General features: G+C 62.2%; 10 protein-coding genes. 1 reads left to right on the top strand and 9 read right to left on the bottom strand.

The annotated features are described in order from the left end of the window. Positions 1-47 precede the first annotated feature (47 nt). Both JG746_RS09155 and JG746_RS09150 read right to left on the bottom strand, forming a co-directional pair. Positions 48-1,832 carry an MORN repeat-containing protein gene (locus JG746_RS09155; protein ID WP_244730717.1) on the bottom strand — a complete coding sequence of 595 codons (1,785 nt, stop codon included), beginning with the start codon at positions 1,830-1,832 and terminating at the stop codon, positions 48-50. A 193-nt stretch (positions 1,833-2,025) separates the two neighbouring features. Beyond that, positions 2,026-3,120: a trypsin-like serine peptidase gene (locus JG746_RS09150; RefSeq protein ID WP_202357837.1), complete on the bottom strand. Its 1,095-nt coding sequence runs from the start codon at positions 3,118-3,120 to the stop codon at positions 2,026-2,028. A gap of 402 nt (positions 3,121-3,522) precedes the next feature. Here JG746_RS09150 and JG746_RS09145 point away from each other — a divergent pair, with 402 nt between their 5' ends. Next, positions 3,523-4,620, top strand: coding sequence for a S1 family serine peptidase (locus tag JG746_RS09145; RefSeq protein WP_202357836.1), 1,098 nt, complete (start codon positions 3,523-3,525; stop codon positions 4,618-4,620). 81 nt (positions 4,621-4,701) lie between these two features. Here the strand turns inward: JG746_RS09145 and mgrA are convergent, their stop codons facing one another. The 7 genes from mgrA to JG746_RS09110 form a co-directional block, all read right to left on the bottom strand. Next, on the bottom strand, positions 4,702-5,748 hold the full coding sequence (gene mgrA / locus JG746_RS09140) for an L-glyceraldehyde 3-phosphate reductase (RefSeq protein ID WP_202357835.1): 1,047 nt from the start codon (positions 5,746-5,748) through the stop codon (positions 4,702-4,704). Between the two features lie 134 nt (positions 5,749-5,882). Further along, on the bottom strand, positions 5,883-7,040 hold the full coding sequence (locus tag JG746_RS09135) for a Gfo/Idh/MocA family protein (RefSeq protein ID WP_202357834.1): 1,158 nt from the start codon (positions 7,038-7,040) through the stop codon (positions 5,883-5,885). An 11-nt stretch (positions 7,041-7,051) separates the two neighbouring features. Further along, a complete protein-coding gene (locus tag JG746_RS09130) occupies positions 7,052-7,798 on the bottom strand; it encodes a sugar phosphate isomerase/epimerase family protein (protein ID WP_202357833.1) in 747 nt (248 codons plus the stop codon). A gap of 55 nt (positions 7,799-7,853) precedes the next feature. Beyond that, the gene (locus JG746_RS09125) at positions 7,854-8,957 is read right to left on the bottom strand and encodes an ABC transporter ATP-binding protein (RefSeq protein WP_244730876.1); all 1,104 of its coding nucleotides are present in this window, start codon (positions 8,955-8,957) and stop codon (positions 7,854-7,856) included. Positions 8,958-8,959: 2 nt separating this feature from the next. Beyond that, positions 8,960-9,895, bottom strand: coding sequence for a carbohydrate ABC transporter permease (locus JG746_RS09120; RefSeq protein ID WP_202357832.1), 936 nt, complete (start codon positions 9,893-9,895; stop codon positions 8,960-8,962). After that, positions 9,888-10,781: a carbohydrate ABC transporter permease gene (locus JG746_RS09115; protein WP_202357831.1), complete on the bottom strand. Its 894-nt coding sequence runs from the start codon at positions 10,779-10,781 to the stop codon at positions 9,888-9,890. The genes JG746_RS09120 and JG746_RS09115 overlap by 8 nt, the downstream gene beginning before the upstream one ends. 87 nt (positions 10,782-10,868) lie before the next feature. Next, the gene (locus tag JG746_RS09110) at positions 10,869-12,107 is read right to left on the bottom strand and encodes an ABC transporter substrate-binding protein (protein ID WP_202357830.1); all 1,239 of its coding nucleotides are present in this window, start codon (positions 12,105-12,107) and stop codon (positions 10,869-10,871) included. Positions 12,108-12,211: the final 104 nt, after the last annotated feature.

Genomic DNA, 12,211 nt, shown 5'->3' with positions numbered 1-12,211 from the left:
TGTGTCGAGATACAGGTCAGGCCGGCACACCTGAATATCAATACACCTTAACCACAGCCAATCATCTGGCGCGGCAGATAGCACGCCGCCGGTTCTGTCTTGGTCTCGAACAACGACTGCTTCGGGCGGAAATAGAAGAAGGTCACCGGCTTGCTCTCGCGCACGCTGCCATCCGCGAAATGCGCGGCGATGCTGAAACTGTGGATCGACGACATCGCCGACCACATTTTCAGCCGCGCCGTATAGGCGCTGACATTCTTGTTGCCGCGCATCGGCATGGCGATCGTGTAGTCGTGTTTGCCGATCGGGAATTCGATGTTCTGGTAGCGCATGGCTTCCGGACTGCCGCCGCCGCCATCGCCGCATTCGGCCATCGATTCGGGAGTCTCGAAGACCGCCATGGTCATCTGGGCGCGAAACGGCTCGCTCTGCTGGTAGACATTGCCCTGATCGTCGGCCCAGGAATAGTCGAATTTGCCGATCGCATTCAGCGTCATCGCCTGATTGAAATTGCCGAGATAGTCGCCGACCTCGCCGAACTTGATCTTGTTGGTGAGCTGGCTGCGGCAGACATTGAGACTGTCGACAGAGGGGCAGGGAAAACGTCCCGTCTCAAGGCTCGCCGTATCGACGCCGGCCTCGTCGAGCACGCTCTTGATCGACACGTCGACGCCATCGCCGAAACCACCGATATCCTTGGTGAACATGCGGCTTGGCTGGCCGGTCGGATTGCCTTCCTCGTCCACCGTGGTGAACTGGATCGACATCTTCATGTCCTTGGCGTCGCCCCAGCCATTGTTGACGATCGAGAAGTCCGGCCGGAAGCCGATGCAGCCGAAATGCTCCGAGATCGACAGCATCGGCTTGCGGTAGGCATCGCTGGCAGCGACCTTCATTTCCAGGCTGTCGAGCTTGACCCTGGATTCGTCTGTCGTCTTCAGGTCGACCTCGGCAAAGGCCGGCGTGTTCTCCCAGTCCGCGCCGCCATAGACATTCGTCGTGTTGACCGTTCCGGTGCCGTTCCAGGCGTCGTTGTAGAGATTGTCTTCCGGATAGATCGCAACGTCCTCGTCGCGCACCAGATGCTGGTATTTCATGTCGGCCTGCTGGGTCATGCGCTGGTCGACGATAACGCCGATCTCGACCTTGTCGGCATCGCCGCCGCCGGCCTGCGCCTTGAGCAGGCCGCCGACCCTGGCATCGGCCAGAACGTCGGGACGCGAGCCGCCGACCTCCTTACCCATCACCCATTGCGATTCATAGACAGTGCCGCCGGCGAGCCGGGTATGGCCCTTGCCGTTCTTCAGCCCGCCGACAAAGGAGCCGGCGAAGATCTCGCCGGTCTTCGAAAGCAACCGGCCCTCGCCATTCGGAACGCCGTCGACGAACTCCCCCTCATAGCGGTTGCCGTCGGCATCGACGTGGATGCCCTTGCCGTTGAGGTCTCCGGCTAACCAATGTCCATCGAAAACCTCGCCCGAACGCAGTTCGAGCCGGCCTTGCCCGTCAGGCCGGCCGTTCCTGATGTCACCGAAATAGCTGGAATAGACGGTCTTCGGATCATAGCTCGCCGAGCCGCGCACCCGCCACACCAGCCTGCCCTTGCCGTTGATGGTGCCGTCCTCGGCGATCGTCCGGTCGGGCGACTGGCCCGCCGCCGGCTCCCAGACGAAATCGAGGTTCTTCTCAGGATGGAAATCCCAGACACGCACGGTCCGGCGCAACACCGAGCGTGTGTCGGCCTGATAGAGGATCTGCACGCGCTCCGCCCAGGCGCCGCCGACAGGGGCGGGATCGGCAAAAGCCGTCGAAACCATCAGCGTGGCCAGCATCGATGCCGCCGCGATCCCGAATACTGCCCTTGTCCGCCCCATCCCTTGAGCCCCCTGGACGCCTCGCCCCCTTGGCAAGCCAAGCGTAGTCGGGGCGCCGGCCTCGTGCAAGGGAAGCCATGCGGAAGGATCGGCACGAAAAAGGCGGCAGGATTGACCCGCCGCCTTTGTCTTCACTGCGAACCCGTAGCGCTTATTTGTACAGGCTGTTGATCCACTGGACGTTGGCGGCGTTGAGGCGCACGGCGGTGTTCGCGTCGGGGCTTTCCGCCACGTTGACGCCGGTGATGATGCGCTGCTTGGACTTGGTGTCATAGGCATAGACCGAGCTGCCGCTCGACCCCGGGAACGTATCGCAGTCGTACTGGAAATATTCCGGAGCGATGTTCTCGGCATGCACTTCGCAGCTTGCCTTCCACATCGTGCCCATCGGCTTGTCGCCGGGATACCCGACGAGGTTGGCGGTGAAATCGCCGAGATCGTCGTAATTGGCGTAGCCCAGCCAACCCAGATTGGTGCCGACATCCTGCTTCAGCGTGATGATGCCCAGATCCCACGGGATCACCGAGCCGTAATAGCCCTGGTAGTTGTCGATGAAGCCCTGCAGCACATAGGCGCTTTCAAAGGTGAAGGCGCCGAACGGTGCGTCATCCGCGGTGCTGCCGTTGAGGCCCGGCACGAACAGATATTCGGACAGCCAGTCCTTGTCCTCATGGCTGTAGAGGCAGTGCGCCGCGGTGAGCACGGTGCGCGGGCCGATCAGCGTTGCCGAGCAGCTGCCATAGCTGCCCGTCTTCGGCGATTTGGCCTCCAGATAGCCGATGGCCGAGAACGGATAGGTCTTGGTGTTCTTGACCTGCTCGCGATCGTCGGGACCGAAAACCTGACGCCCTGCTTCGCCTTCGCCCAGTCCCGGGTCCTCGGTCTTGCGCTCAGCCCCGGCCGCGCCATTGGCCGGCGCGTTCAGCTCCTTGATGATGAGCTCGCGCAGTGCTTCGCTCGGCTCGATCTTGATCTCCTTGCCATCGGCGGAACGCCCGACGATGCCATAGGATTTAACAGCCGCCTTCTCGTCGGTGAGCGGCGCGGCGCGGTTGTCTTCGTCAGTAAGCGTCGGTGTCGTGATCGGCTTTGCCCGACCGGCCTTGAAGTCGCCTGAAGTAACGTCCCGCATGCTTTCGCCATTGCCGGCACTGGCGGAGCCAGGGTCGGCGGCGAAAACCGGGACCGTCCACATTGCGGTGGAAAGCAATGCGGACGCAATGAGTGCGTTTGTCAGTTTTGTCATGGTGAGACTCTCCCAAAAGTCAGCAAGGACTGGATCAAAATACAGAAATATTGTCGAGATCGTGGTGACGCCGAAAAATGAGTTTGCTCATCGGCATTCCCCGCGAGCGTTGTTCTGGGCTGTCATTTTCAAGGCCCCCGCCAAAAAAACTCTGCGGCGGTATACTGCCTAAAATAATCCAAGATTGGCAATGACAAATCGCTTCCACGTAGCCCGTGGGGGGCTATAGGATTTTGTGCGGGTTCTGCTCGCGGGCACGGTTAGCAAAAGTGGGATTCGGTTTTGTGACCGGTCGCGCGCCGTTTTCGATACGGTACGCGTGCGGATCGCTGAACCGGCAACACCTCCTTGCACAATGCCCGGCGTCGATCCGCGCGGGAGAATTGTCTGAGGAGGTTTCAGGTGCACATCACAAATCGGTTCGGGCCAATCGTTGCCGCATCGCTGCTTGGCATTGCCGCTGCCTTTGTATCGACCAACCACGGCCGGGCGGATGAAGGCACCGCAAGGCCCGAAGCGGCGGTCTCGCCGATGCAGCGGGTGACCGAGGCCAGGGCCAAGGCGGCGGCGGAGAACCCTGACGGCGCCGACCGGGTCTATGGCGGCAACCAGGCCGAAAAGGGCGCCTATCCGTTCCAGGTCGCGCTGCTCACCACCGCCAGGCTGGACGAGAACCCGGCCTCGCAGGCCAATGCGCAATTCTGCGGCGGCAGCCTGATCGCGCCGCAATGGGTGCTGACGGCGGCGCACTGCCTCAACGACAAGGGCAGGCCGATCTCGCCGGATACGGTCACCGTGCTGACCGGCGCCACCGACCTCAGCGAAGGCAAGCGCCACAAGGTGGTGGAGGTCATCATCAACGAGGGCTACAGCGAGCAGACGCTCGACAACGACCTCGGCCTGCTCCGGCTTGCCGAGCCGGCCGATGCGCCGACCATCAAGCTTGCCCGCGAGGCGACCCCCGACACCGGCAAGACCACCGTCACCGGCTGGGGCAAGATGCAGGACGGGACGTTCCCGACCACGCTGATGGTCGCGGATCTCGATCTGCAGCCCAACAGCGCCTGCAACAGTGGCATCAAGGCCATCTACGCGCACGACCTCAAGGCGGCGCTCGGCGATCTGTCCCATCGCATGCGCTATTCGGAAAAGGGCATCGATGCGGCCGCCAATGCGATTGCCGCCGACATGACCGATCCGCTGACCGGCAACATGATCTGCGCCGGCACCACCAGCGGTGTGCGTGATGCCTGCAATGGCGACAGCGGCGGCCCCCTGTTCATGACCGGCGCCGACGGGCCGGTCCAGGTCGGCGTCGTCAGTTGGGGTGAAGGCCCGGCCGACGGCAGCGCGGCCTGCGGCCACAAGGACGCCTATGGCATCTACACGCGGCTGGCCAACTACGGCGGCTGGATCGAGGCGAAGATGAAGACCCCTGCCCCCGCGCCGGAAAAGCCGAAAGCCGGGCTGGGCACCGCGCAGAAACCGAAAACGCCCTGACAGTTCGACCTCGACGGTGACGTTAAAACGGCGGGAATCTTCCCGCCGTTTTCATTTGCCGAATATCACATGAGCTGGCGCCTATTTCCTCGGCGGGCCTTTGCGCTCGGCCGAGGCTGCCCACAGATTGATGTCGGATTCGCGCGCGTAGCTGTCGATCTCAGCCAATTCGGCATCGCTGAAGTCGAGAACCTTCAGGGCGCCGACGCAGTCCTCGACTTGCTCCGGCCGGCTGGCGCCGATCAGCGCCGACGTTACCTTGCCCTTGCGCAGCACCCAGGCCAGCGCCATCTGCGCCAGCGTCTGGCCGCGCTTGCCGGCGATCGCGTTGAGCGCCTCGATGTTGGCGATGGTGCGGTCGTTGATGAAGGCCGTCTTCAGCGACTTGCCTTGGGAGGCGCGGCTGCCCTCGGGGATACCGCCAAGATATTTGTCGGTCAGCATGCCCTGAGCCAGGGGCGAAAACACGATCGAACCGACGCCAAGCCCCTCCAGCGTGTCGAGCAGGCCATCCTCCTCAACCCAGCGGTTCAGCATCGAATAGCTCGGCTGGTGGATGATGCAGGGCGTGCCGAGCCGCTTGAGGATGTCGGCGGCCTCGCGGGTGCGCTGCGAGTTGTAGGACGAGATGCCGGCATAGAGTGCTTTGCCCGAACGCACCGCGTGGTCGAGCGCACCCATGGTTTCCTCCAGCGGCGTGTCGGGGTCGAAGCGGTGCGAGTAGAAAATGTCGACATAGTCGAGCCCCATCCGCTTCAGGCTCTGGTCGAGGCTGGCCAGCATGTATTTGCGCCCGCCCCATTCACCGTAGGGGCCGGCCCACATTTCATAGCCGGCCTTGGTCGAGATGATCAGCTCGTCGCGATAGGCGGAAAAATCGGTGCGCAGGATTTCGCCGAAAGCGGTTTCGGCCGAGCCGGGCGGCGGTCCGTAATTGTTGGCAAGGTCGAAATGGGTGATGCCGAGGTCGAACGCCTTGCGCACGATCGCCTGCTTGGTCTTGTGCGGCGTGTCATTGCCGAAATTGTGCCACAGGCCGAGCGAGATCGCCGGCAGCTTGAGGCCTGAGCGGCCACAGCGGTTGTAGATCATTTTTTCGTAGCGATTTTCGGCGGCGACATAGGGCATGGGGAAATATCCTCGAAGCTGAACAGACCGGGCAGCTTCATCGCAAAAGCGGCGAGCCGGCCCGGCGCCCTTTTACCCTCTCCCCGGCCGAACGGGGAGAGGGGCAAGTCAAAATTATCGATAATCTCCGCGGCTTACTTTTTCTTGGCCAGCAATTCCTTGGCCGCCTTGACGCCAAGTGCCGCCGGCCGTTCGCAAGTGGTCTGCATGGCGACGAATTTTCCCGTCTCGCCGGAACGCAGTATGCCGGTCATGACATCGACGGCATGCAGCGCCAGTTCCATCGAGCAACGATGCGGCCGCCCCTCGACTATCGCCAATGCCATGTCGGCGAGACCCGCCGTGCGGTAGTTGGCCATCATGCCCTGGCCATGCATTTCATTGGGCTCGCCAAGCGGGTGCTTCCATTTCGGCAGCTTCTTGACCGGCTTGCCCTCTTCGGTGAAACGCACGTCGCCGCCGAAGAAGTTCGGATCCGGCACGAACACCGTGCCCGCTTCGCCATAGAGTTCCATCGGCGCGTGGCCATGAGCCCAGACATCCCAGCTGGTGTTCAACGTCACCACGGCGCCGTTCTCGAACTCCAGCAGGCCATGGATGGTCGTCGGTGTATTGACCGGGATTTTTTCGCCCGCGCGTGGTTTCGATGAAATCGTCCGCTCCTTGGCCGGGGTTGTCGCAAAGGCCGCCACCTGTTTCACCGGCCCGATCAGCTGGATCAGATTGGTGATGTAATACGGCCCGATATCGAGCACCGGTCCGGCGCCCGGCTGGAAGAAGAAATCCGGATTGGGGTGCCAATGCTCCATGCCGTGACCCATGACATGGCAGGTGCCGCTGGTGATCTTGCCAAGCTTGCCCTCGTCGATCAGTTCGCGCACCAGCTGGTGCGCGCCGCCGAGGAAGGTGTCGGGCGCCGAGCCGATGCGCAGCCCTTTCCTCTCTGCCCGCGCCTTGAGGTCCTGGCCCTCCTCGAGCGAAAGCACGAACGGCTTTTCCGAATAGACGTGCTTGCCGGCATCGAGCACACGTTTCGACACCTCGTAATGCACCGCCGGTATCGTCAGGTTGACGATGATGTCGATGTCGTCGGCCTCGAGCAGGTCCTCGACGGTCTCGGCGCGCAGCTTGAACTCCTTCGCCCGCGCCCTGGCTGCATCCATGTTGATGTCGGCGCAGGCGCGCATCTCGATGCCGCGAAACAGCGGCGCCAGCGAGAAATACGCCTTCGAAATGTTGCCGCAGCCGATGACGCCAATACCCAGTTTCCCAGTATCTAGCTTCTTTGCCATGATGATTGTTCCTAGTAAGCCTTAACGGATGCGATCGAACGGCGGGCGAAGCGCTCGATGTCGTTGGGGTTGTCCTGTTCCATGACAAAGTACTTTGCCGCGCTCTTGGCCCGCAACAGCTTGATAAGGCCGGCCCAGTCGATCGTGCCGTGGCCGACATCCGACCAGCCATCTTCATCCAGCCCTTCGCCCGGCCTGGCGATGTCCTTCACATGCACGGCGACGATGCGCTTGCCGTGCTTTTCGATCCAGGGCAGTGGATCGGCGCCGCCGCGCACCACCCAGGCGAGGTCCATCTCCCAGCCGATACCGGGGGCCGAAGACAGGATGTGATCCTGCGGCACCGACCCGTCGGCGAGTGCCTTGAACTCGAAGTCATGGTTGTGCCAGGCAAAGCCGTAGCCGGCCTTCGAGGCAACCTCACCGACCTTGGCCAGGCGCTCGCCGAAGCCACGCCAACCGGCCGCATCGGACGGCCTGTCCTCGGCCATCAGATAGGGGCAGATCAGAAGCTTGATGCCGAGCGCTTCGGCCGTTCTGCGCACACCGTCGAAATCATTCTCCAGCGCATCGATGGAGAAATGCCCGGTCGGCATCGAAAGCCCGTTCTTGTCGAGTTCCGCGCGGAAGGCCTTGGGATTCTCATAGACGCCGCCGAAGCCTTCAACCTCGGTGTAGCCGAGCTTGCCGAGCGTGGCGAGCACGCCCTCCCAGGGTTGGAAATTGCGGGCGCTGTAAAGTTGGAATGACCAGTTCATCGTCTCTGTCCGTTCTGCTTGGTAAGGTGGGTCTTGGGAGGATGGCGCTTGGGAGCTATAGGCGGTTGCCGGATGGGGTATCGAACAGCGAGGCACGGGCTGGGTCAAAGCCGATCCGGATTGGATCGCCGGTGCGCAGCGTCTTTTCCGCCTCGACGCGGAAGGAAAAATTGCGGCCGCCGAGCTTGGTCCACACCAGCGTGTCGGAGCCCATCGGTTCGACGATCTCGACGGCTGACTCGGCGGTGAACGGCATGGCCTTGGCCGCATCCCCAAAGGCGACGTGCTCGGGCCTGATGCCGAACACACAGGGCTTGCCCACGCTGCCGCGATCCTTGTCGAACTCATAACGGCCGAGCGGTATCGACACCCCCTCGGCGGTGAATGCCGCGACATCGCCGGCTTCCAGTTGACCCTCGATGAAATTCATCGCCGGCGAACCAAGGAATCCGGCGACAAAGCGGTTGACCGGACGGTTGTAGATGGTTTGCGGGGCATCGAGCTGTTGGATGACGCCGCCCTTCATCACCGCGATCCGGTCGGCGAGCGTCATCGCCTCGATCTGGTCGTGGGTGACGTAGATCATGGTGTTCTGCAATCTGCGATGAAGCAGCTTGATCTCGACGCGCAGTTCGGATCGCAGCTTGGCGTCAAGATTGGACAGCGGTTCGTCGAACAGGAAAACGTCGACGTCGCGTACCAGCGCCCGCCCGATCGCCACGCGCTGGCGCTGGCCGCCGGACAGTGCGGAGGGCTTGCGTTGCAGCAGCGGTTCGATCTGCAGGATCTCCGCGGCGCGCGCGATGCGTTTGGCGATTTCTTCCTTGGGCAGGCCCGCGACCCGCAGGCCGAAGGACAGGTTCTTCTCCACCGTCATCTGCGGATAGAGCGCATAGGACTGGAACACCATGCCGATGCCGCGATCCTTGGGCTCCTCCCAGGTGACGTTCTTGCCCTTGATGAAGATGCGGCCCTTCGAAATGTCGAGCAGCCCGGCAATGCAGTTGAGCAAGGTCGACTTGCCGCAACCGGAGGGCCCCAGGAGCACGATGAACTCGCCCTCGGCGATGTCGAGATTGAGTGTCTGCAGAACCGACACCGCGCCATAGTTCAGCGACAGGTTCTGGATCGATACGCTGGGGTTCGCGATTTCTGCCATCATCACCCTTTCACCGCGCCGGCAGCGATGCCACGCACAAAAAGCCTGCCGGAAATGAAATAGATAACGAGCGGAACCAGCCCGGTCAGGATGGTCGCCGCCATATTGACGTTGTATTCCTTCACGCCCTGCACGGAATTGACGATGTTGTTGAGCTGCACCGTCATCGGATAGGTGTCGGGGCGCGTGTAGACGACGCCGAACAGGAAGTCGTTCCAGATGCCTGTCACCTGCAGGATGACGGCGACGACGAAGATAGGCAGCGACATCGGCAGCATGATGCGCAGATAGATGCCCCAGAAGCCGGCGCCGTCGACGCGCGCCGCCCGGAACAACTCCTCCGGCATGGAGGTGAAATAGTTGCGGAACAAAAGTGTCAGGATCGGCATGCCGAAAATGGAATGGACGATCACCAGGCCGCTGAGGCTGCCATAGAGGCCGATCTCGCGCAGGATGATGACGATCGGATAGATCATCACCTGATAGGGGATGAAGGCACCGACGATCAGGATGATGAAGAATGTGTCGGCGCCCTTGAAGCGCCAGTTGGCCAGCGCGTAGCCGTTTACGGACGCGATCGCGATCGACAGGATCACCGATGGTACGGTGATACGAACGGAGTTCCAGAAGCCGCGTGAAAGCCCGTCGCAATTGAGGCCGGTGCAGGCCGTCGACCACGCCTTGACCCAGGGCTCGAAAGTGATCTCGAGCGGTGGCGAGAAGATGTTGCCGAGGCGGATTTCCGGCATGCCCTTGAGCGAGGTGACAATCATCACATAGAGCGGCAAGAGGTAGTAGAGCGCTGCCACGATGAGCGTGCCGTAGAGGAAGATGTTGCGCCGCGAGAATATGTGACGCGGCTTCGGTCCACTCGGCCCCGTTGCATCGGCATGGGCGGCGCCGGACGGTACGGACAGGGAAACGGCTTGGTCAGACACGCTTCCTGCCTCCGAATTCGAGATAGGCCCACGGCACGATGACAATCATCACCGAGAGCAGCATCATGGTCGAGGCCGCGAAACCCTGGCCGAGATTCTGGGCGAAGAACATGTAGTCGTAGACATACTTTGCCGGCACTTCCGAGGCGATGCCCGGCCCACCGCTGGTCTGGGCGACGACGAGGTCGTAGACCTTGACGATGCCGGACGCGATGATGACGAGCGTGGTGATGAAGACCGGCCGCATCATCGGGATGATGATGAACAGGTAGGTCTTCCACATCGGAATCCCGTCCACCCGCGCGGCCTTCCAGATATCCTCGTCTATGCCGCGCAGGCCGGCCAGCATCAGGCACATGATCAGCCCGGTGCCCTGCCACAGCGCAGCGATCGATATGCCGTAGATGACGATGCTGGAATTGTAGAGCGGATCGAAATCGAAGCTCGTCCAGCCAAGGTTTCTTATCACGCCCTGGATGCCGAAGTCCGGATTGAGCAGCCATTGCCAGACAAGGCCGGTGACGATGAAGGAGAGCGCGAAGGGATAGAGAAAGATGGTGCGGAACGTATCTTCGAAACGTATCTTCTGGTCGAGCAGGGCAGCGAGGACGAAACCGATCACCAGCGAGAAGACCAGCGAGATCACGCCGTAGATCAGCAGGTTCTCGATCGAGATCAGCCAGCGCGGGGTCGCCCACAATCTGTAATACTGGTCGAGGCCGACGAAATTCAGCCGCGGCAGCAGCTTCGAATTGGTGAAGGAATAGAGCACCGTCCACGCCGTGCCGCCGACGAAAACCACCAGCGCGGTGAGGATCATGGGGATCGACGCGATCTTCGCATTGAGATTGCGAAACAATCGGCTTGGGCGTTCGCTCTTGCTCATCGGTGCAGCCATGCTGGATCGGGTAAGGGCGCGGCCTCCCGGCCTGGAGTTCACCGGACCGGGAGGAAAGAGACTTTGCCGGCGGTATCAGTCCGCCGTGGCGATGATGTCGGCGAAGCGCTTCTGCGCCTCTTCCACGGTCATCTCGGGCTTGGCGAAGAACTCGGAGAACAAGTCCTCCTTCTGCTTCTGGCTGTCCTGCGAAAGCAGCTGGTCCGTCCATGGGATGACGGCGCCCTTGGCCAGGATGGCGAGACCCTTCTTCATGCAATCATTGGCGGCGTTGAGGTCGACGTCGCCACGCACCGGCAGCGAGCCCTTCTTGAGATTGAAGGCGACCTGGGTCTTGGGATCGAGCAAGGTTTCGGCCAGGACTTCCTGCGCCTTGGACTTGTCGGCGTCCTTGAGCACCGGGAAATAGAAGGCATCGCCACCGGTGGCGATCACCTCGTTCAGACCAAGGCCGGGAAGACAGGTATAGTCCTTGCCGGCGGTCTTGCCGGCAACCTGGAACTCGCCCTGCGCCCAGTCGCCCATGATCTGGCCGCCGGCCTTGCCGGTGATGACCATGTTGGTGGCCTGGTTCCAGTCCTGCACGTTGGTGTTCTTGGCCATCTTGCGCGCATCGTCGGCCGCCTTGAACACCTTGGCGACTTCCGGGCCAGCCGCGAACTTGGCGTCCTTGTCCTTGTAGACCTTGAGGAAGGTGTCGGTGCCGCCGACCGCTGCCAGCAGCACGTCGAAGGCGCCGGACGACTGCCAGGCCTGCCCGCCCACCGCCAGCGGGATGATGCCTGCCTTCTCGAGCGCCGGGGCGGCGGCCACATACTCATTCCAGTCCTTCGGCACCGGCACGCCGGCCTTCTGGAAGGCGTCGTTCGAGAGCCACAGCCACTGCCAGGAGTGGATGTTGACGGGCACGCAGTAGATCTTGCCGCCGATGGTGCAGCTGTCGAGCAGGCTCTTCGGCCGCACGACCTCTGTCCACTTGCCCTTGGTGGCGACATCGGTCAGGTCGCGCATAAGGCCGGCCTGCACCAACTCTTCCGCTTGCCGGCCGTGATTGAACTGGGTGGCGCCCATCGGGTCGCCGCCGGTGATCCGACTGATCATGATCGGCCGTGCCGTGCCACCGGAGCCTGCGATGGCGCCGTCGACCCAGTGGTTGCCGGTGGCATCGAAAGCCTTGGCGAGTTCCGCGACCGCCGCCGCCTCGCCGCCGGAAGTCCACCAATGAGTGACTTCCAGGTCCGTCGCGGCGGCCGGGCCGGCGAACTGCAGCGCGGCCGTGGCCGCCAGGGCAGCGGTCAAAAGTTTGTATCGCATTTCGGTTCCTCCCAGAATCTGAAACGTTACAGATTTTCGATACGGCAATTGCGCGGATGGCGCAACCCCGGGCGTGGCGACCGTTCGATATTTTTTCGAGCCGC

It is taken from the genome of Mesorhizobium sp. 113-3-3 (assembly GCF_016756495.1).
Taxonomy (GTDB): Bacteria; Pseudomonadota; Alphaproteobacteria; order Rhizobiales; family Rhizobiaceae; genus Mesorhizobium.
Note: the sequence above shows the minus strand (reverse complement) of the source record. Positions and strands in the feature narration are given on the sequence as shown.